Genomic DNA, 21,369 nt, shown 5'->3' on the forward strand with positions numbered 1-21,369 from the left:
TCTTTTTTATTTCCCATAACGAAATTAGAGTTTCAGATTGTGCCAAACAAATCAGATGTATATGCACTGAAAACGGCTTCCTTGATGCAAAAGCATTCTCGTAAATGATAATGACTATCGGCCTGCTCAAAGATATGGTTTAGCCTGACCTAGTCTCTAACATCAAATTTGAGTCCCAAGTGTAAAGGCCAACTTTATCAGGCACTCTAGAAAATCGTCCTGTTCGATAACCTCGCGATAACTCATTCAGCACCTTGCTTTTGATCTCTCTGACTCGATCTGAATCTAGTTCTCCATAAATTCCAGCAATGATTTCAGCAACAGTGAAAACTTTGCCCGGATTTTGCTCTAACAAAGAGGTCAGTGCATCTATCAAAAATTGTCCCTCATATGCTTTAAGCATTGGGACTACTCTTGTCTGCGGGAGTATGACAGGTTTCTTCTTTTTGGTTTTGGCAGCCTGAGAGTAACCATTAGTACGATTTGAGGTTACCAAACTTAAATCCAGAGTGTAACAACCAGGCTCGTCAGGAATAGCTGACCAAGCATTCCTTTCTCTGCCCTGTGTCAGCGAAGATTGGACTCTACCTTTAACTACTTTGAAGACAGAAGGCTCTAAATCTCCATAAAGCGATCGCACAATGAAATCTATATGACATACGGTACCAAGATGTTCTTGCAATAGCTTTTTAATGGCTTCCATCCGAGTTAGGGATTGATGTTCGGGTAGCATCGGAATGTCAGCTACCTTATTCGAGTTCTCTTTAGCTTCTGCAAGTGTGTCTATGGTTAATGCTGAGGATTCGTTGGTATCTTCAGCCACAGCAGCATAATTATCTATTTCTAAGTTATCTGATGAAAATTCAGATTGGATAGATACCGAGTCCTTGTCAGTGTGAGAAATGCTATCAGGCAAAGATAACAACGAACCTTTGTGAGGGGATTCCCTTTGAACCGCTTCAAATGTAGAAAGCTTACCATTAAGATTCAAGCCAGGAGACCAGTGAGACAACAAAGCTTCTACATGGTTAAGCTGCGATCGCGCTTGTGCGTACAAGTTTTCGTACTCTTCTACAAGGCGAGCATAGTAGTCTCGTAATTCTACCAGTGGAGAGATCAAGGCTTGAGGAGGAGGTTCTAATTGCAACTGACTATTCATAACGCTTCAAATCAACCCAAATCGATATCACTTTTGTAAGTCATTGGTCTAGGTTTTGCTTTTTGAGATGGCCGCTGAGACTTTTTAGGCACTTGCGGAGGGCGACATTGTTCGCAATATAGTGGGCGAGGACCATAAGTCTCGCGTTTTGTAGTCTGACTGCACTCCTTACAGACGAAGTGGAAAACACGAGTGTGAATTTGCCGTTTATGGGCCCTGACAGTGTATTCTCTAACGTCAATGAACTTACTAGGCATAGTCAACAATAGTGAATCTTAATCCTATCAATATAGCTATTCAAGCAAATGAAATAGGATCAGTGTGTGTTTAGTTGTAAGTTTTATTCAAATCAGTGATTTGAAGATGCACATTTTCCAAGTAGGAATGACCCTTGGTTATCCTCTTGGCATCTTGGCATATAGTTCATTATCAACATCTAGGTGCCATTTGCTTATATATTTCTGCGATATGAAACAATTCGCAGGCCTGTTTTAAAGCCTCTCCACAGGAGAGCAGGGGAGCAGAGGGGCGAAGAGGCAAGGGGAGATGAGGGAGATAAAACTACTAACTCCTGTACGGTCGTTCGCCCATACCCTGCGGGAACGCTTACTCTACCCTTCTCTTCTCCTGTCGGAGACGCTGCGCGTAGCTTGCTTCCCCGCAGGGGTACGAGACGCTAACGCGAACGACTTCTGCCTTACAGTACAGCGAACGCCCCCTACTAACTCAGGACTAGTTACTGCTACAATATTCGACCATGCCTGAAAAAAAACAAATAGCACAGCGGAAAATATTACTCAAATCTGGCACTTTATGGACAAGTGTCAAAGAGCGGACTGAACACGCTTTGCAATGTGGAGCGTTGCTATCGATACCGACAGATTTTGAATTTGTAGAACAGGATGGTGTGCTATTCCTCGTGCGGATTTTGTCTAACCTGAACCGCAAAAAAGCAGCCAAGGAAAAACAAGACAAACAAACTGCTACTTCAGGAAAGGATTTCAATCCTTTCCTTCCCTATGAAGAAGATTTATTTGTTGCGGATATTTCTGACACCCATGTGTGTATCTTGAACAAATTCAACGTAGTTGACTATCACCTGCTGATTATCACTCGTGCTTTCGAGGAACAGGAAAGCTTACTCACGTTGTCAGATTTTGCAGCTTTATGGGCATGTCTAGCTGACTTTGATGGTTTAGCGTTCTACAATGGTGGTAAAATCGCAGGGGCTAGTCAGCGACACAAGCACTTGCAACTTGTACCTTTACCACTTGCGCCTTCGGGTTCGCAGATACCTATTGAACCGCTGCTGACATCAGCACAATTTCATGATTCTATTGCAACTATACCTGGACTTCCTTTTGTACACGCTTTTGTACGACTAGATCGTAATTGGGTGGAGTCTCCGTTAATAGCAGCAGAAGCGTTACTGGAGTGTTATCATACCTTATTGTCTGCTGTAGGTTTAGATGCAGTTGCAGAGAACAAACAATCTGGAGCTTACAATCTTTTAGCTACACGAGAATGGATGTTAATCGTGCCGCGATCGCAGGAGCATTTCCAATCTATCTCTATAAACTCATTGGGATTTGCCGGTGCCCTGCTGGTGCGAAACGAGTCAGAAATGCAGCTTCTCAAAAACCAAGGCCCAATGACCATCCTCAGAAATGTTGCGGTATCAAAGTGAGGAAATGAGGAGTAGGGAGTGAATATTTTATCACTCCCCATCTTAGCCGTAGTATGTTTACCTAAAAATTGCTCTATTTAAGAATTAGGTCTTTTCAAGCCTTTATACTGAATAACTTAAATGCAGTTTTTTTGCCTAAGAATAAACCTAGTCCCAACACAGACAACCCAAGCATAGAACTTGGCTCTGGAACACTAGTGTAGGTAATTGCCTGAACACCCGCATCAGTCGGATCGTTTGGGTTGATAAAATTGTCACCGTAGACTGTGAAGACATCAGGTATTACAAATTGCAATCCCAATCCTTGTCCTTCTGGAATTTTTCCTGACAAGTCGGTCAACACCAACGCTAAAGCATCGTTTGCTTCGGTGTAGGACTGCCCAGCATAGGTGGTAAAAATCTTTAGACCCTCTGAAATTGTTACTTGTTGGTCTGCTGCGGCCGCCTCGTCGAACGAAAAAGTACCCATCAGCGTTTTATCAACGTTAGCGAAACTGTAAGTGAGGTTGGCAGCTTGAGCAGGCAAAGTCTCCCCTACCGAAAACATTAGAGCAGTTCCGACTGTGACAACTGCTAATTTCTTAAAGATGAAGTCAGTCATTTTTTTCCTTTGATAAAGAACAGGTGCAAAAAGACCGAAAAAGTTTGATAGCGCAGAGACGTGGTAAGATACATCTCTGCAACACAAAGCCCTCAGTCAGTGTTCAGTGAAGTGATGTCTTAAAGTGGCGGCTCTGTAAGGGCAGTTTTCATAGTTTGAAAGATATGGCTTTGATCGACCACTCCCCGAACACCCGGCACACTGTAAGTACCAGAACTATCTTTTATCTGGAAGCCTTGGCCGAAGTATCGGGTCAAACTCGATGAATAAGCACCTTGGTAGTAAACAGGTACAATTCGGCGGCTGTGGCTACCCCAGAGGTACTTGTACTTTGGATCTGCCCCCCAGAAGTGACCAGCGTCTTGAGGATTGTGTTTGTTGAAAGTAATGTTCTTAGCGTTATACTTCAAGCCTCTGGCTTTACTGGGGTCAGGATTGGGAGTCAGCTTTGATACAAAGTCATCATTTAGGGTTAGGTAGTGGTCATGATCGGCAGTCACAAGTAGCAAGTTCTTGCTCCAACCACCGTTATTATTGATCCAGGTAATAACTTGTTGGACTGCCTTATCAAAATCATTCATAGTACCGATTAGGTTATCCATGTTGTCATCATGAGCAGACCAGTCGATATCACCGCCCTCAACCATCAGCCAGAAACCATCTTTGTCCTTACCAAGAACAGTTAAAGCTGCTTTGGTCAAATCAGCTAAAGTCGGATTTTCATTAATTTCTCTGGCGATGAAGCTAGCGTCAGTTTCACCAGGAGCTAGAGGACGCACAGTATCAGGTGTAGGTCCAGAAATTGGGTTACCTGCTGCATCAATGATAGGAACACAATCCCCAGATGTCCCAGGAATTATCTGACCTGATGGACAGGGAGTTACTGCTTTAACAACAGAGGTATAGAGCGAGCCGTTATTTAGACCTGTTAGACTGTAGTCGCCCTTAGAAGAGCTAGTAGGAAGGTTGCCTTCTTGCCCACGGGCACCGTATAGACCAAATAACTTGCCTCCCTTATTCGGGTCGATTTTGGCAGCCGTTTTCAGTAGTGTCTGAGTTGCATTAGGGCCACGTTCTAAAAAGGTGTAGCCGTAACGATTAGACGTAGGGTTGTCTTTCAGATGCGTGTATGTGTCTTCCGTAACATATACATAGTTAAAGACACCTTCTGCTGTACTTGTACTACTTTTATTGTCAAAGTCTTTAGGATGACCGCCACCCAACAAAACATTAGGCTGAAAGTTTAATAATGTCTGTTGCAAAATGCTATCTTGGTTGGTCTTGCTGGGGTCATATTTACTGTCGTACTTGCTACGACGATTTACGAAAGAAGCAGCAGCACCAGGTGTGGCGTGGCTAATAGGTACGGAAGTGACCAAACCAGTAGACTTACCTTTTTCCTTAGCAATTTCCAGGATGGTTTTCAACTTCTTCTCGTAAATGTCTACCCCCATCGCGTTGTTATAGCTCTTTACACCTGTATAAAGAGTTGTAGCAGTATTAGCAGAGTCGGGATAACTATACTTGATGTACTCTTTGTCGTACGTACCAGGATTAGCTGGGGTTAGAGGAATCCAGGGAACGGGGCCGCCTTTATTTTGGTCATAACCTGCCAAGTTACCATCTGCTAGACTATTGCCATCAAGGCGATCGCCTGGATTAAAAGGAGTAGGCTTAAATGAGAAGTTCGGGCGAATAGGACTTGCACCGGTGAGGGGATTAGACCCGTCCAATGCAGAGTTACCTGTGAGATGTGGCTGATCTTTAGGATTTTCAGGTGTATTCCCTTGAATCGTTGTACCGTAGGTAGTTACTAGTCCATATCCAGTCAGATTCTGAAAGCTCAGACCGGAGCCTTTACCGCTAGTGTAAAAGGGAGCGCCCTTGGCAAGTGCTGCCGCCCGCGCCATATTCCAACCCATACCATCGCCAATCATGATAATCACGTTAATTCCGTTACCAGCCGCTAAGGTAGGCTGAAAAACAGAATTACCGAATACCAGTAAAACGCTACAAAGGAAGCCAGCCATAGTAAAGGCTAGCGCTCGCTTATACTTTCGCAAAAATGAAATCATTGCAGTGCGCCTTAAAACTAATCGAGCAATTGTTAGCGGTTAATACTGATAAAAGTTGGGTTCTAGATGAGTAGCAGCAAAGTCTGGGTACTCAGGATTGACACTTGGCTGAGTAGAAACCGCTGTGGCTTTACTTTGGTTAAAGGCAGTAGCTGTTTGTCGATCTGGTGTTGCTAAGGATAACAAGACTGTAATAACCAAACCTGATATTAACCAAACCAATAAACGTTTGTACTGTTTTAGTAACGAAATCATCGAATCAGCTCCTGTAAAGATGGAAATAATAGCTTTTCTGCTGAAGAGCGATCGCTATACACCTCTGCTTGCAGATTACATAGGCAGGACGTATTGGTAATATTCGCTACCTGACCGCGCAGACAATTTACGCTCTGAATGACTAGATAAGCAGCAAAAAGTGCTATCATCACTGCCACTCCCAAGCTGATGACCCCATCGGCCCAAGTCCAATTCAGCCAGATAACTGCGATCGCAGCTAATACGGCTCCCACTGAACTGACTAAATCCGCCAATAGATGCAGAAATGCACCCCTGAGATTCAGATCGTGATTGCTACATCCGTGAAAACAAAGAGCATTAAGACCGTTAACTGCCAGTCCAATTAATGCAGTTGTTAACATTGGTAAGCCCAAAATCTCTGTATCTGGAGATTGCAGCCGCACTAAAGCTTCTTTGACAATCCAAGCAGCAACACAAGCTAAACCGATGCCGTTAACTAAAGCTGCTAGAACTTCCAGCCGATAGCGCCTAAATATAGTCCGGTTGGACATAGAATTAGATAGCCAAATTGCCAATAATGCCAGACCCAAAGCTGCTACATCTGAAAGAACATGCTGTGCATCTGCTAAAAGAGACAGGCTATGACTCCAAATTCCTGCACTTAATTCCACACAAAAAAAAGTGCTTAGTAACACTAGAGCAGTCCACAGAGTTTGGACTTTTTGCTTAACCTGGTTTGATGGCACTGAATCTGAACTTAAAGACTGACTAGAAGCTAAATCAAATGCCGAACTATCAGTCACATGCTCTTGTGCTGAAAGCACCATTCTGAATACCTAAATACCTGTATATTTCACCCTAAATTTATCAGTGCGAAAGTTAACAATTCCGTAAGTTGGGTTTAATGGGAGGTAAAAATATTTAGGTAGACTAAATAATTCCAAATCATAGTGGTGAAAACAGCATATTTGAGGCGATTGAGCTAACTGATTTTGGTAATGATTATTATTATATTATGACTTTGGTAGTTGCGATCGCCAAAGACGTAGTGAAAAGTTCCTGCTTGCTGTGGGCATTGAGAAAAATTTCTACTACTCTAAAGTATAAAGTTTAGAGAAAATAGCATATCTGAACGATCGCATCGAAGCAAACTCATAAATTTTGTGAAATTGTGTAACTCTATGATTTTTATTTGTTTATCTGAGTGCAATTTGGTTATAGGGGTGTGAAGTACAAAATATCTGAGGAAACAATTATGATGAAGACATTTTTAAAAGTAGAAATTTTCTTTTGTATGACCGAGATATAACAATCCGATTTGATTCTTGAATCACTCGTAGAGTCAGGGAATGGGGAACTCTTAACAGAGAATAAGAAATAAAAGTGTACCTAGCTTCGCAAAAATTAAATAGGAGTCCTACATAACCAATAATGTTTGTGTTTTAAATTGTCTAAAATTACTTGTTTCAAGTTGTCAATCAAATACCAAATTTCATGTGTTATTTTGGCTGAAAACATAAGTAAAGTACTATTAAAAGAGGAGTTTGCTATGGAGCCTCTTGACCTGAAATGGATACGCGCCCAATTTCCGGCGCTCACACAAAAAATCAACGGTAAACCTGCAATTTTCTTTGATGGCCCGGGTGGCACTCAAGTACCGGGAGCGGTATTGGATGCTATGAGTGACTATCTAGTGAGGTCAAACGCTAACGCACACGGGGCTTTTGCCACAAGTGCCCGTACAGATGCGCTCATTACCTCGGCTCGCGCTGCGATCGCTGATTTTTTAGGGTGCAATAGCGATGAGGTGGTATTCGGTGCCAATATGACCACGCTCACCTTTGCCGTGAGTCGAGCTATTGGTCGGGAACTGCAACCAGGCGATGAAATTATTGTTACCCGCCTTGACCATTCTGCCAATATTTCTCCGTGGTATGCGTTGGAGGAACGGGGTGTAATTATCCGCGTAGTCGATGTCAAAATCGAAGAATGCACTTTGGATATGAGTGATTTGTCACAGCAGATTAATCCGCGGACACGTTTGGTAGCAGTGAGTTATGCTTCCAACGCTGTGGGGACAATCAACGATGTGGCAGCGATAGTACGCCTTGCCCATGCTGTTGGTGCTTTAGTTTTTGTCGATGCAGTTCACTATACCCCTCACGCTCCTATTAATGTACATGCGCTGGGTTGTGACTTTCTTGCTTGTTCCGCTTACAAATTCTTTGGCCCTCACGTTGGTATTCTGTATGGCAAGCGGGAACATCTTACCCGATTTACTCCATACAAAGTCAAACCTGCCCCAGAAGAAGTGCCATCGCGCTGGGAAACAGGAACTTTGAATCACGAGGGTTTGGCAGGTGTGGTGGCAGCAGTTAACTATTTGGCAAAACTAGGTTGCCATGTCTCACCCGCCGTTGACAGCGAGTTAGTTTCAGCCCTTGCAGAAGCTGACAAGGAGGGCTTGGAAAACTTCAGCTGTCCCCGCTTCCTGACATCACCAAATCAACCTAGCCATGAGCTAGCATCTGCCTATCACAGTCGCCGTGCTGCCTTAGTAGCAGCAATGTCAGCAATCCAGCAATACGAAAGAGAATTAAGCCACAAGCTGATTTCAGGATTGTTAGAAATTCCTGGCTTAAGCTTTTATGGCATTACCGATCCAAGTCGTTTTGCTTGGCGAACACCAACAGTTGCATTTCGACTCGCGGGGCAAACGCCTGAAACCACAGCGAAAGCGTTAGGCGATCGCAGTATCTTCGCTTGGCATGGCAATTTCTATGCGCTCAATCTGACTGAGAAGTTAGGTGTAGAAGCAAGTGGCGGCTTAGTACGAATTGGAGTGGTACACTACAACACGGTTGAAGAAATTCATCAGTTGTTACAAGGATTAAATGAAATCGCTGCGCTTACTAATTGATTGAAGTTGCCTTTAGTAACAGTAATTTTATTTGGCATTGCTGAATAAAAGTGTGAAAAACTCACGCACATACGCACTAGACGCAAAGAGAAAGATAGAGTTTTCATACTTTTGTACAATACATACTCCAATTCAGTAATGCCTTTGATCTCTGCTCAGAATCAAGAGTTTATATGGAAAGCCTCTATCCAAAAGATAAGGGGTTTTCCAACTCTGGGCAGGTTCTATGAATACCAACTTACAGCAGAGTTCAGAATTCAGAAGTAAAAAACGCTTTGTACCTGGCTTTGAAAGCTAGGTTATGTATTTCACCCTGCAGGTGACGCTCGTGCTGACGCTCGTTCGCGTAGCGTCTCCCCTTGGGAGAAGACTCGCTAAGGCTGCGCTATCGCGTAGCGTCTCACGCCACTTGCTCCACTTAGGGAAACCCCCAAGACCTCGCTGCTTCACCAACTTGAAATCGGCTGTAAGTTTATGCGATGTTGACAACCTTACATCTTGCAACAAGCCCCAAGACTGGAAGTCGCGGCTAAACAAACGAAGTCCCTGCGGGTGACAGACAGTTAAGAATTAATTGAAAAGCGAAAAAGACATTTAAGACATTTAAGACAGTTAAGACATTTAAGAAAATACTCTATTAAAAAAATAATAAAATTAATTAAATAATGCTTAATATTTACTATTAAATAATAATAAATGATAATCTAATAAACACTTTTATAGTATGTATTTAAAATATGACTAACAAATTCATTACGAATCAATACTCCCCAGCCTTATTTGATATTACAAAACTCACATGAAACCGGAATACAAAAAAGTAACTATTGAAAAATAATGGTTGTCTAGAAAAAAATTATTGAGGTGATTTAAGATTTCTTGGAACGCCAGAAAACTATAACAGTGACTCCAAAAAATTGAGCAATGAATTTTATTTAATTTGCACTGTCACCTTTATCTATTCCTTGGACTTATTTTTGACAAATCATGTTCATCAATCCAAGTCCAGGAGCGATCCGTTTTTTGATGAAGCGGTAGTCTTATTCAACAAAGTATCAGCACAAAATTCAACAACGAATACACCATGACAAAATCACAAGAGCAAACTACAGAGGCATACAACCGTGTTTTAGAATCTGCCAATCGACTGGGCGTTCAACTCAATGAGCAAGAGTTGGAACGTTGGATGAAGTCTATTAGTGAGGCTACAGGCGATAGCGATATTGTCGTCGATAAAGAGACTGGTGTTTTTGGGCACAAAGTCACCATGTTGGATTTCAACCCGCAAGAGTTGGCACGGTTCCGCGCCATTGGCAAAATAGTAGAATTTGACGACATTCCTGGTGTCGTGGAAACTGCTTTGGCGCTCTCTGGTTCAGCGGCTCAATCTAAAATTCAGACCTACCCAGGCGACTGTGACTACTTCGAGCGGGTGAATATTATTGCACCCACCCGCACCGAAGCCTGCCAAATTATTTCCAAACTAATGCGTGAGAAGGCGCTCAATACCTTATCCGGGCAAAATTACCAATTAATTGAGGTGAAGTTTGGTAGCTATCCCCAAGAGGTAATTCGGGGGGAACACACCCTACGCGCTGGTTCACCAATTAGCTGGCTACCCAGTGAGATTGCCGCCGGTCAGATAGACGGGATCGATACAAAAGGCAATCCTGTGGCGATCGCCTGGGATTCTGTAGCACATGACCCAGGTTGGTGTAAGTTGGACTGGGTGATCGCCGACACGATACGCGGTCAATTGTCTAACGCCAGCAACGTCTTAGATGTCACCTGGGAAGCACCAGACGGTTCCATCACTCCACTAGACGGCTATCTGGACGGCTACTTCCAAGAGGTTTACCTGGAGGCTGAATCCGCTCCCATCTTTTCCAAGCTGGTGAAACAGGTTTCCACCGATGTCATGGATGATTACGTGGCGCAATTGGAAAAGGAAGTCAAAAAATGTGTCAAAGGTGATAAACTCAACTACGGCAAAGCAGCCAAACGCCTTTACAATATCTTTCGACTGAACGGGCGTTATGAAGAAGCAGCTTTTCTACGTGAATTGTTCGATGAACCTGCGGCACTACTTTATCAAGTCCACGCGCTGGTACGAACCGTCCAAGAAGCCAGAGACAAGAGTACTGTTTTTGATATCGAAAGCATTCTTAATCAGACCGATGAACTGATCGTGTCAGTTGTCAAGGTTTTGGAGGGGGAAGAGGAGTTGGAAATCGTGCGTCATCTGTTGCGCTTATACCGTAGTCTGTGCCGCCAAGAACCTGGCACTCCCCTCGGTTCTGAAGTAGATGTAGCCCAAGCGGAAGTGATGAAAATAGTCAACAATTTCTTCTATGAAAAGATGACGGCGTTACCCACGATTAAGGCTTATATTGAGGGTTTCCAGATATAGGGCAAGATCCTAGACTTCTCACAGCAGCAATGGATTTCCGATAACGACGAAGCATCATTCCTCGTTATCGGAAGTCTGTTACAAGATAGCCATGCGATCGCATGGCTATCTTGGTTAATGCTCTAGATTCGCTTGCAACAGATTGCAGAATAACCTCCCCTGCTGAATGGCATCATCCAAGGCAACGTGCGCCAACGGAAGATTCTCCAACCATGCAGCAGGTAGATTATCCTTGCCAGATTCACTGTAGTTTTTTTTCAGGAATGCCATTGCATACGAGCGGATATCCAGTGCTGAGTGTTTAAATGGGCTATCGCCCACAAAGGTCATCAAGTACCAGTAGACAAACATAAAGTCAAAGACAGCTGGATAGCCAACGAAGATAGGTTTACCTGGCAACGCCATAAGCCAAGAATGATATGACTGCATGGCCTGGGCTGGCGGCTGTGGGTTGACTCGACAGGCTGCCCAGGCATCTGACTGTTCTGACCACCAACTCATAGTTTTGGGGTGTCCTTGTGCCTCTGGTAAGGTTTCTAGATTAGCCGTGAAAGTAGCAACCAATTGTTTGTCTGCGGTATACGCCGCTGAGGCAATGCTAAGCATGGAGTGGGGCCCTGGGATAGGGCCATCCGTTTCTATATCGGTGCTGACGTAGATTTCGATTGTCACCTTTTATCCTGCTTGTCTTTAATCGCGATCGCTCAATCTTTTTCATTCTCGCCAGCGGCAATGAGACGCGAGCCAATTTATGGAAATTACATAATACAGTTTCTGGAGTGTAAATTACCTCTGCTCTTGTCGGCGATGGTTAGCTGCTTGCGATAACAGAGATTCAGCAAAAGCGATCGCATCACTTGCAGATTTACCTCCAGCTAACTGCGCTAGTTCTTCTCGGCGAGTGGTTAAATCTTCTAAATTAGTAACTCGCACAACGGTGCGCTGTTCAGTGTTACCGTTGTTAGCTTTTTTACCTTTACCTTGGGTAATAGTTTGCTTATCTACGCGGAAATGTCGGTCAGCCATAGCAGCTACTAAGGGCTGGTGGGTCACACACAATACTTGATTGCTTTGACTGAGCTGATGTAATTTTTCGGCGATCGCTTGTGCCACCCTTCCAGAAACCCCAACATCAATTTCATCAAACACCAGTGTCTCAGCGGCATCTGATTGGGAAAAACAAGCTTTCAAGGCCAGCAGAAAGCGGCTCATTTCCCCACCAGAAGCAATTTCTGTCAAAGGTTGTAGGGGTTCTCCGGGGTTGGGACTAAACATAAAAGTAATTTTGTCTGCACCTACGGCGGTTGGGAATGTCGGCACTATCTCAACTTGAAACTGCACCTTTTCCATCGCTAGGGGCTTAAGTTCCGCTATTAATCGAGATTCTAAATTAGCAGCAGCTTGACGACGCAATTGAGTTAATTTTTGACAAGCTTGAGTTAGCTTTTCAAAACACGCCTTTTCTTGATGTTCTAAATTTTCGATAGATTGTTCGCTGTCGTTAAGTGCCGCTAATTCTGCTTGGATGCGTTGATAGTAAGCGATCGCTTCAGTAAGGGTCGGCCCGTACTTGCGGCAAATTTGCTTTAATTCCTGAATCCGTTCTTCTACTTCTTCTAAACGTTGCGGATCGGCTTCCAAACTGTCACCATAGGCATTAATCTGCCGTCCTACTTCTACTACTGCTGTTTGCGCGTCCCTCACCAAGTCCAGTAGCGATCGCAGTTGGGCATCGTATTCCACCATGTCATTTAATGTCGCCTCACTGTCCGCCAGTAAATCTGCTGCGGCTGGAGTTTCATCGTCATTTTGATACAAAGCCTGATAGACCTTGTAACTCATCTGTTGCAAATCGACAACGTGATTCAGGCGTTCCTGTTCTTGTGCTAGTTGTTCTAATTCCTGGGGATCGTCGAGATTGGCTGTTCCCAACTCCTGTACTTGATAGGTGAGTAAGTCTAGTTGTTGCAGACGTTCCCGTTCTGATGTGCGGCGTTTTTCTAGTGTGAGATGAGCGCTTTGGTAAGCACTAAAGGCAGTGGCAACTTTTTGACGTTGCTGCATTGGAGAATCACCACCATACAAATCCAACCACTCGCGGACTTGGGCAGATTGTCCCACCTGTACAGTTTGACCTTGGGCAGTGATTTCGACCAAGCGATCGCGCAGTTCCCCCATAATCTGCCGATTTACTAATACTCCATTCACCCGCGATCGACTGCGGATATTACTGGCAGTAGCTGTAATTTCTCGGCTGATAACTACAGAGTTTTCATCGATTAAATCAATTTCTTGTTCGCTCAACCAAGCAGCCAAGGGGGGACTATATGTAAAAGTACCTTCCACTAATGCCCTGCTTGTCCCCGTGCGAATTACTCGGCTTGAGACTTTACCGCCCAAGACAGCATCAATGGCATCTAGGATAATCGATTTTCCCGCACCAGTTTCACCTGTTAATACGTTCAGTCCAGCGCCAAATTCCAACTCTAGTTGGTCAATGAGGGCAAAGTTTTCAATTCGCAGGCAAAGCAACATCAAGCCAAATTCTCCTTTGATAGTGCTGAGTCCTGAGTCCTGAGTGGGAAGAGAATCTAGAGTTAGTAGCGCCTGACGCGCTGTCTTTAACTCAGCACTTTCAACTCCGCACTTAGAAAGACAGCAATACCTACTACTATTGAACTAGTAAGCCCATTTAAGTGTAGCAAACCTCTTAATTATCTCTGCCTGGTGTCAATAATTATTTTGAATAGTAGATCCTAGACAAATCTTGTTCGGAAGATGCTAAATATTATGCCCGTTTCAGGGATGCTGGACTGTAAACATAATTGTTACAATACTTAACATGCTTAATCCAACTGGTGGCTTTCTTCATGATTGTTAAGACACTTCCCCCAACTCCCGAATCGATTGAGGACGAACCACAGGTTACTGAAGTAGTACCAGAAAATGGTGCATTGGTTGTGCGTAGGCGTAGCCCGTCGCAGACATCGCCAAGACTCACCCAAAAACAGCAGGTGCTAACGATACCAGCGGAGTTTGAGACAATACGCTACAACCCCGTGGAGATAGAAGCGCATTATCGAAAAAGACCCCTGCAAGTTTTGCGGCGCATCATCGCAGTTTTAGGACCAACTTTTTCCTTTGTTTTTGGGTTGTGGTGTGACAGCCGCAGGGGAATTGACATTAAAAATTCGCGTCGCCGAGCTATTCAGCTACGAGAGTTACTAACGCAATTGGGGCCTGCTTACATCAAAATTGGACAAGCTTTGTCAACTAGACCGGATTTAGTTCCTCCGGTATATTTAGAAGAACTAACTCGGCTACAAGACCAATTGCCGGCCTTTCCCAACGAAATTGCTTACCAGTTTATTGAAGAAGAACTAGGCGCACCACCACAAGAGATTTACGTCGAACTCTCACCCCAGCCAATAGCGGCTGCTTCTTTGGGGCAAGTCTATAAAGGCAAACTGAAAACAGGTGAGGAAGTTGCCGTTAAAGTCCAACGTCCTGATTTAAGAGAGCGAATCACCATTGACTTATATATCTTGCGCCGCATAGCTGGTTGGGTACAGAAGAATGTCAAACGGGTGCGGAGTGACTTAGTTGGTATTTTGGATGAATTAGGCGATCGCATCTTTGAAGAGATGGACTACATTCACGAAGGCGAAAATGCCGAGCGCTTTTTTCAGTTATACGGTCACATAAAAGACATATACGTACCGAAGATTTACTGGGAATACACGAATCGTCGCGTTTTGACGATGGAATGGATTGATGGTATCAAATTAACTCAAACAGCAGAAATCCGCGACCAAGGTATAGATGCTCGTTATTTGATTGAAGTGGGCGTACAGTGTTCCTTGCGCCAGTTGCTAGAACATGGATTTTTCCATGCCGATCCCCACCCAGGAAACTTGCTAGCAACCCCAGATGGCAAATTGGCTTATCTCGATTTTGGAATGATGAGTGAAATTAAGCCACCCCAGCGTTATGGTTTAATTGAAGCGATCGTTCACGTAGTTAACCGTGACTTTGAAGGTTTAGCCAACGATTACGTCAAACTAGATTTCTTATCACCAGATACAGATTTAACGCCGATTATTCCGGCTTTTGCGAGAGTGTTTGCTGATGCTCAAGGTGCTAGTGTTGCCGAACTCAACATCAAAAGTATTACTGACGAACTATCGGCTTTGATGTATGAGTATCCCTTCCGCGTACCTCCCTACTACGCTTTAATCATTCGCTCCCTCGTGACGCTAGAAGGTATTGCTATATATATAGATCCTAACTTTAAAGTCCTCAGTGAAGCCTATCCTTACGTTTCTAAACGCTTGTTAACCGACCCATCAACGGAATTAAGAACATCATTGCGAGATTTGCTGTTTAAAGAAGGGAGATTCCGTTGGAATCGCTTAGAAAACTTGTTACGCAATGCCCGCAAAAATCAGGATTACGACTTCAACCTAGTGCTAAATCAGGGGTTAGATTTTCTATCTTCTGAACGCGGTGCTTTCATTCGTGACAAGTTGGTAGACGAATTTGTTAACGGACTCAATGCTTTAAGTAAAAATGTTTTGCATAACTTCACCTACCTGCTACGCGAACGGGTAGGCTTGACAGCAGTAAACGAAATTCCTGCGGCGACAGTCGAACAGCAACAAACTTTGGAACATATCAAACGCATTTTAAATATTCTCCAAGAAACTCGTGGTTTTGACCCAATAGAGCTTGCTCCCCAACTCACCCAGTTATTAGTAAATCCAGGCGTACAGCGTTTGGGTCAGCAAGTTACTAACCGCTTGGTACAAAAGTCTGTGGCACATCTAATTCGTGAATTATTGGCAACGGAAGAAGTTAATAATAATCAAGACAGTAAGGTAGAACGGCCTGCAAATTTATCTTTGTCTACAAAGTTGTAAGGCTTTAGAGACGTGCCATAGCGCGTCTCTACTTTTCTTTAAAAATTAATTAAGTAGTCGAATAGAATTAATTACACTTTCCAAGACCATATTGGTTAGCAAAATTAGCCAAGACTCGATTAAATATCTCCCTATTTACATTAGGAATAACCCATCAATAAGTTTCACCTGATTGTGGGTGTACAAAAATGTAGTTTGCGATCGCAATCCTTTTGGGCATCAGACGTAAATACATACACTGCAACGATTACAGTTTTATTATAAGTATTTATCCGAACTTGAGATTAGAGCAAGTAGAGCCAAAGAAAATCTTTGCATTTATCCACCTGATGTACGAAACCGTACTGACTATCAACCTTGAGCATTTGTACAGTTAAAAATTAAGCATCTTTATGCCATTGCTACTCAAGGTTTGAAAAGTATAGGAAGGAATGAATAATGCATCGTCAATCCATCAGTGTTGATGGTCTACGCTTGCTAATTAGGGTTTGCTGAAAAAGTAGTAAAAAAGCCTTTGAAGAATTAATTAGTTATTCAAACAAGGGACAGAGATAAGTTTTTGTTGTCTGAGAACAGGGAAAGATAAGTTCCCTTAATTGCAAGTATTAAAAAAGGTGTAATTTTGAAAAATAGACATAAAAAAGTACTAAACAAGCGTGACAGATGAATAGACAGATTCATCACTAAAAAAGTAATAGCAATAGTAGTAGCAGAAGTATGAGAAAGTTTAGCCATTACTCTACCCAGGCTAAATCTTCTTTTAGCTTGTCCAAATTTACCTTCAATAGAATTACGAATCCTTTCGTCCTCTTGAGCCTGCTTCTTTTTTTCTTTACTCACAGTTTTTGGCGGTCTACCTAAAGGGATTCCACTAATTCTAATTCCTCGTTCTTTGCACCAAGCTCGATTCTCTTTGGTGCGATAAATTTTATCAACATGGACGGATTGTGGATAATACCCGGTATAGTCTTTAAAAGATTCTATTTGTACTTTTAAGTCTCCTGATTCGTTAAAATTATCCCAACTAATATGGTCTAAGAAGACATAGCCATCAAAGCAGCTAACCGACAATTTTGCCCCGAATTCCACGGACTTCCCGGCTTGACCTCGGACAATTGGACGGATATGTGGTTGGCTTAAACTCACAATTCGGTCATCAATGCTCTGCTTTTGATTTTCATACATCCATAGTTGTTGACGATAAACTTCTGTCACTACAAGCAACATCTTATATTGTCTAGTACTTAGTTGTTTGATAATTGCTCCTGACAACATTAATTGCTCAATATGACCTAAATTTCTTTTGATATAAGAGAGTTGTTTTTTGAGCGCTTTTCTTCTGTCTTTTGCATATACCCGTCGTTTTTTGGCTACTTCTAGATAATCTTTACGTGCCACCTCTCGATAGGTTCTTGGCTATTAGTGCCCCTAATGCCATCCGAAAAGATTTTGCAGGTGCTCCCATCTCTGCGGAAAAAGTTGAAGAATATTCCTCTTCAAATTCTTTCCAGGGTATTAAATCAGCCATCATCACCCAACGATTATCTGACGATAACTTGCCCTCGAATTGCAGATCAAAGCTTTCTGGTGGAATTAGAGTTGATTCTGATTTTCGGTACATAGTGATTTCAGATATACCTTGTTAGGGCTGACCACTGTGATGCATGGATTTTGGGTTATTTTACCTTTTTTCCTTGCACCTGAATATACCTATTTGGTTTAAGAATCTAGAGATTGTCTCCTTTTCTTTTTTTCAGCAAACCCTAATTACGAATTACGAATTACGAATTACGAATTACGAATTGGTATTACTATGAGTTATTACTCGATCTATCTGGCTTGGAGACCCCTGTCTGGTGAGTTACCTAACGCTACAACAGCATTCTGACCGCCAAAGCCAAAACTGAAACATAATACCTGCTGAATTTCGCTTTGACGTGCCGCCATTACTAAATTTAAATTGAATTCTCGCTGACGCAATCCCACACAAGGAGGTAAAATTTTTTGCTGCAAAGCCAGAAGGGAAAAAGCTATGCCTAAAGCTCCTGAAGCACCTAGAGTATGACCTGTAGCTCCTTTAGTAGAGCTAACTGCTACTTTATGGGTAAACAATTGTTGTATTACTTTGCTCTCTATGCGGTCGTTTAACTGTGTAGCTGTACCATGAGCATGAATGTAATCAATATCGGCTGGTGCTAGGGAACTGCGTTCTAGACATTGCTGGATAGCAGAAATCGCACTTTTCCCTTCTGGTTCTGGCTGGTTTGGATGATAAGCATCTGTTGTCAAGCCAAAACCAAGAACTTCACCATAAACTCTTGCCTGTCGCTGCCTTGCTAATTCTGCTGATTCTAAGACAAATACAGCTGCACCTTCACCTAACACTAAGCCTTCTCGCTGCAAATCAAAAGGATAAGCCCCTGTTTTTGCCAAAGCACCCATTTGCTGAAACCCCGCGATAGTCAGAGGTGTAATCGGTGTTTCTACTGCCCCTGCGATCGCTCTTTGACATTGCCCAGTTTGCACAAGGAAAGCAGCTTGAGCAATTGTCCAAATACCTGTAGCACAAGCTGCCATCGGTGCTAAAACTGTGCCAGATGAACCGATTTGTCGCGCAGTTGCGATCGCATTCATGTGAGGTAAGGTATCTAACCAATCCTCCAAAGAGGACGTGGGGACGTGGTGAGGAAGTCGGAGTCTTGGTGATTCCCGTTGAGTCCGAACTTCCGTTAGCGCAGCGTTAGCGAGCTTGCGTTCGCGCAGCGTCTCGTAGAGAGCGTCACCCGAAGGGAGATAGGGGGACGTGAGGATAATTTCCCTATCCGTATCTTCATAAATTTGCCGCGCCAGTGACTCCCAACAAGCCTGATGGCTACGACTCGATCCGATAACCACAGCACAATCAGGTAAAGGAGGAACCAAGCCAGCGTCTTTCAAAGCTGAAGCTACAACCAACTGAGTCAGCATTCTTAACCCCGCTGGTTGTTTACCAATCAAGCCTAGAGGAAGCGGTTCGAGTTCTGGAAATGGTTGATGCCATTGAATTCCAGATTTACCCGCAATCAATTTTTGCCAACTATCCTCTATGTTTGTGCCTAAGCAGGAGATTAAACCAATACCAGTAACAAAAACCTTAACCAATTTGCAATTTGGAAGTAGTGAGTTAGTAGGGGCGCAAGCCTTGCGCCCGTGCAGGAGTTAGTAATTATTGTCCCTCATCTCCCCCTGCTCTTACTAACCGGGGGTTTTCAGATTTTCCGCGCCTTGAGTGACTTTAGCAGAGTCAATGCGATCGCCTTGCTGAATTTTGTTCACCACATCGAAGCCTTGGGTAACATAGCCAAAGACGGCGTAGTTTCCATCTAGGAAACCCAGATCGGCTAAAGCAAAGTAAAACTGTGAGGAGGCTGAATCGGGTTGTTGCGATCGCGCCATTGCGACTGCACCCTGTTTATGTTGCAACTCAGGTAGTTTAGTTACACCTGCCGCCTCGAATGTCTTACTATAAATCGGGTTTGCTTCCCCTTTTGGTTTAATTTCTAAGGGTACATAACGTTCGTTCCCGGTTTTTGGGTCAATATAACCACCCGTTCCCAGCCTATTTACGGGAACTTTTGGGTCTTTGCTCTGGGGATCGCCCCCTTGAGCTACAAACGGTTGGGGTTCCCGCACAACACGATGGAATACTAACCCATCATACACACCCTTTTGGACTAAATCTACGAAGTTGCCGGCTGTAATTGGAGCATTAGTACCGTCTACTCCGATAGTAATCGGCGAGCCTTTAACTGTCATCACCACTGTAGCTTTACCTTCGAGCCGTGGTAAATCTTTTATTCCTGGAACACTATCACTTGTGGTTTCAGATACAGATGTTGCTTCAGTAGTTGCCGTAGTGCTTGTCTCGACAACTGTGGAGGTTGGAGAAGAGTTAGAAGTGACTTGCTGTGTTGAACATCCTCCCAACATCAAAGCACCGACCATTAGAAGCACAACCAAAAATTTTGAAACTTTTAAACGCATTGCCAGTTACTGACTCAACCAGAGTATCTTATCCTTTCAAGGGGTATTGGGTATGAGGAGAAGACAAGGTAGACAAGGCAGAGGGGGGAGACAAGGTAGATAGAGACTCTTGATAATTCCCCCTTGTCCTCCTTGTCTCCCTTATCCCTCCTTGGGACTTCTTTCCTTTTCCCCCTTGTTCCCAGTTCCATTCCCTTAGAGTCCTTCCAAAGGAACTCCTAAAAAGCGTGCTAATTCTGCACCTTTAGTTTCTAACTCTGTTAACGATACTGGTTGACCTACCCGTGTCAAAGGAATATCTCGCCGCCCTTTAATACGTAGGTAAAGTGCGCGACGGGGATTGAGTCCTTCTTTGATGTCTACTCGTACAGATTGCACGTCTTGTATGGTGCTATCAATCTCAATCCGACGGTTTTTGCCAGGAAATCCCCAACGAAAGATTTTGACGCTACCAGTTTCTTGACTGAAATCGTTGTAGCCGCCTCCTACATCCCATAAAATCACCAGCCACAGGTATAAGGCTAAAAGCAAGCCAGCTGCACCATATAACCCCATAACCAATCCTTGAGGTACGAATACCAGTTGTGTTGGATCGCTAACTAGGAGTAAATTTACTTTTAGGTAACTGGATATCGCAGCCAGTAAAAAGCCTGTGGCACCCAATGTAACAACAGTTGCCCACCAGTAGTTGCTGAACCGACGAGAACCGATAACTTTTTGATGCAGAACGCTTGAAGCGGATCTGTCGCCATTAGGCGAATCGCCTTTGTTAATTTTTGTTGATGCCGTCATGGAACTACCTTGGCCTGTGAGTTCTTCCCATTGTAAAGTCTGCCATTCGAGCAGTGTGTCTTGCAAGTTGAGAGACTGGAGTTTTAAGATTTCTGAGAAAAGTTGTGTCAGATTGTAAAATTTCTGATATTCATATTATTTAATAGGTTTGTGTTAAATGGCTGATTCACTTCCGTGGTTCGGGCGAAAACCCGAAGTAATGTGATAAGTTAAGAATCATTAAGATACCAAAAGCTAGATTACTAGCCAATGGTACGTGTAATGGCATAACCCTGAGAAATACTAACTTAATTTAGGGAGTAAGTTCTCAGAATCTCAGCAGCTTTAACGCAACTGAGAGTGTCAAAAAAAACGTTAATTCCTCGAAAAACGTTGCAATTTTAGTAAAAAGAGGATTTTAGTTCGATGACCATCGCAGTTGGACGCGCCCCCAGTAGTAGAGGGTGGTTTGACGTTCTAGACGACTGGTTGAAGCGCGATCGCTTCGTGTTCGTAGGTTGGTCAGGGATACTGTTGTTTCCCTGCGCTTTCCTGGCACTAGGCGGT

At 43.5% G+C, this 21,369-nt stretch carries 15 protein-coding genes and 2 pseudogenes; 5 read left to right on the forward strand and 12 right to left on the reverse strand.

The window, feature by feature from the left end:
- Nucleotides 1-139 precede the first annotated feature (139 nt).
- Together RMY31_RS23515 and RMY31_RS23520 are read right to left on the reverse strand one after the other, a co-directional pair.
- Nucleotides 140-1,159, reverse strand: a complete 1,020-nt coding sequence (locus RMY31_RS23515) for a hypothetical protein (protein ID WP_322658508.1) — start codon at nucleotides 1,157-1,159, stop codon at nucleotides 140-142.
- An 11-nt stretch (nucleotides 1,160-1,170) separates the two neighbouring features.
- The gene (locus RMY31_RS23520; protein WP_322658507.1) at nucleotides 1,171-1,416 is read right to left on the reverse strand and encodes a hypothetical protein; all 246 of its coding nucleotides are present in this window, start codon (nucleotides 1,414-1,416) and stop codon (nucleotides 1,171-1,173) included.
- 518 nt (nucleotides 1,417-1,934) lie between these two features.
- On the opposite strand from RMY31_RS23520, the gene RMY31_RS23525 reads away from it, so the two are divergent.
- Complete coding sequence (locus RMY31_RS23525) at nucleotides 1,935-2,846, forward strand: phosphorylase (protein ID WP_322658583.1); 912 nt, start codon at nucleotides 1,935-1,937, stop codon at nucleotides 2,844-2,846.
- A gap of 94 nt (nucleotides 2,847-2,940) precedes the next feature.
- Here RMY31_RS23525 and RMY31_RS23530 read toward each other — a convergent pair whose 3' ends face one another.
- From RMY31_RS23530 to RMY31_RS23545, 4 genes are all read right to left on the reverse strand, one after another.
- Nucleotides 2,941-3,447, reverse strand: coding sequence for a PEP-CTERM sorting domain-containing protein (locus RMY31_RS23530; protein ID WP_322658506.1), 507 nt, complete (start codon nucleotides 3,445-3,447; stop codon nucleotides 2,941-2,943).
- 119 nt (nucleotides 3,448-3,566) lie between these two features.
- Nucleotides 3,567-5,522: an alkaline phosphatase gene (locus RMY31_RS23535; protein ID WP_409878221.1), complete on the reverse strand. Its 1,956-nt coding sequence runs from the start codon at nucleotides 5,520-5,522 to the stop codon at nucleotides 3,567-3,569.
- 39 nt (nucleotides 5,523-5,561) lie between these two features.
- Nucleotides 5,562-5,777 (reverse strand): hypothetical protein, encoded by a 216-nt coding sequence (locus tag RMY31_RS23540; RefSeq protein WP_322658504.1) that lies wholly within the window; start codon nucleotides 5,775-5,777, stop codon nucleotides 5,562-5,564.
- Nucleotides 5,774-6,586 carry a cation diffusion facilitator family transporter gene (locus RMY31_RS23545; RefSeq protein ID WP_322658503.1) on the reverse strand — a complete coding sequence of 271 codons (813 nt, stop codon included), beginning with the start codon at nucleotides 6,584-6,586 and terminating at the stop codon, nucleotides 5,774-5,776. The genes RMY31_RS23540 and RMY31_RS23545 overlap by 4 nt, the downstream gene beginning before the upstream one ends.
- A gap of 722 nt (nucleotides 6,587-7,308) precedes the next feature.
- On the opposite strand from RMY31_RS23545, the gene RMY31_RS23550 reads away from it, so the two are divergent.
- A complete protein-coding gene (locus tag RMY31_RS23550) occupies nucleotides 7,309-8,679 on the forward strand; it encodes a cysteine desulfurase-like protein (protein WP_322658502.1) in 1,371 nt (456 codons plus the stop codon).
- Nucleotides 8,680-9,763: 1,084 nt separating this feature from the next.
- Complete coding sequence (locus RMY31_RS23555) at nucleotides 9,764-11,089, forward strand: hypothetical protein (protein WP_322658501.1); 1,326 nt, start codon at nucleotides 9,764-9,766, stop codon at nucleotides 11,087-11,089.
- Between the two features lie 114 nt (nucleotides 11,090-11,203).
- Here the strand turns inward: RMY31_RS23555 and RMY31_RS23560 are convergent, their stop codons facing one another.
- Together RMY31_RS23560 and recN are read right to left on the reverse strand one after the other, a co-directional pair.
- Nucleotides 11,204-11,761, reverse strand: coding sequence for a 3'-5' exoribonuclease domain-containing protein (locus RMY31_RS23560; protein ID WP_322658500.1), 558 nt, complete (start codon nucleotides 11,759-11,761; stop codon nucleotides 11,204-11,206).
- Nucleotides 11,762-11,875: 114 nt separating this feature from the next.
- A complete protein-coding gene (gene recN / locus RMY31_RS23565; protein ID WP_322658499.1) occupies nucleotides 11,876-13,624 on the reverse strand; it encodes a DNA repair protein RecN in 1,749 nt (582 codons plus the stop codon).
- A 335-nt stretch (nucleotides 13,625-13,959) separates the two neighbouring features.
- On the opposite strand from recN, the gene RMY31_RS23570 reads away from it, so the two are divergent.
- Nucleotides 13,960-16,008, forward strand: a complete 2,049-nt coding sequence (locus tag RMY31_RS23570) for an AarF/ABC1/UbiB kinase family protein (protein ID WP_322658498.1) — start codon at nucleotides 13,960-13,962, stop codon at nucleotides 16,006-16,008.
- A gap of 534 nt (nucleotides 16,009-16,542) precedes the next feature.
- Here RMY31_RS23570 and RMY31_RS23575 read toward each other — a convergent pair.
- From RMY31_RS23575 to RMY31_RS23590, 4 genes and pseudogenes are all read right to left on the reverse strand, one after another.
- Nucleotides 16,543-17,629 (reverse strand): annotated as a pseudogene (locus RMY31_RS23575) (transposase).
- A 209-nt stretch (nucleotides 17,630-17,838) separates the two neighbouring features.
- Nucleotides 17,839-19,149: a beta-ketoacyl-ACP synthase gene (locus RMY31_RS23580; protein WP_322658497.1), complete on the reverse strand. Its 1,311-nt coding sequence runs from the start codon at nucleotides 19,147-19,149 to the stop codon at nucleotides 17,839-17,841.
- A gap of 93 nt (nucleotides 19,150-19,242) precedes the next feature.
- Nucleotides 19,243-20,031 carry a peptidylprolyl isomerase gene (locus RMY31_RS23585; RefSeq protein WP_322658496.1) on the reverse strand — a complete coding sequence of 263 codons (789 nt, stop codon included), beginning with the start codon at nucleotides 20,029-20,031 and terminating at the stop codon, nucleotides 19,243-19,245.
- Between the two features lie 195 nt (nucleotides 20,032-20,226).
- On the reverse strand, nucleotides 20,227-20,823 hold the full coding sequence (locus tag RMY31_RS23590; protein WP_322658582.1) for a photosystem I assembly protein Ycf4: 597 nt from the start codon (nucleotides 20,821-20,823) through the stop codon (nucleotides 20,227-20,229).
- A 405-nt stretch (nucleotides 20,824-21,228) separates the two neighbouring features.
- Here RMY31_RS23590 and RMY31_RS23595 point away from each other — a divergent pair.
- A pseudogene (locus RMY31_RS23595) lies at nucleotides 21,229-21,369 on the forward strand (photosystem II D2 protein (photosystem q(a) protein)); the annotation flags it as partial.

The sequence above is a fragment of the Dendronalium sp. ChiSLP03b genome (assembly GCF_034531165.2).
Lineage (GTDB): Bacteria > Cyanobacteriota > Cyanobacteriia > Cyanobacteriales > Nostocaceae > Dendronalium > Dendronalium minutum.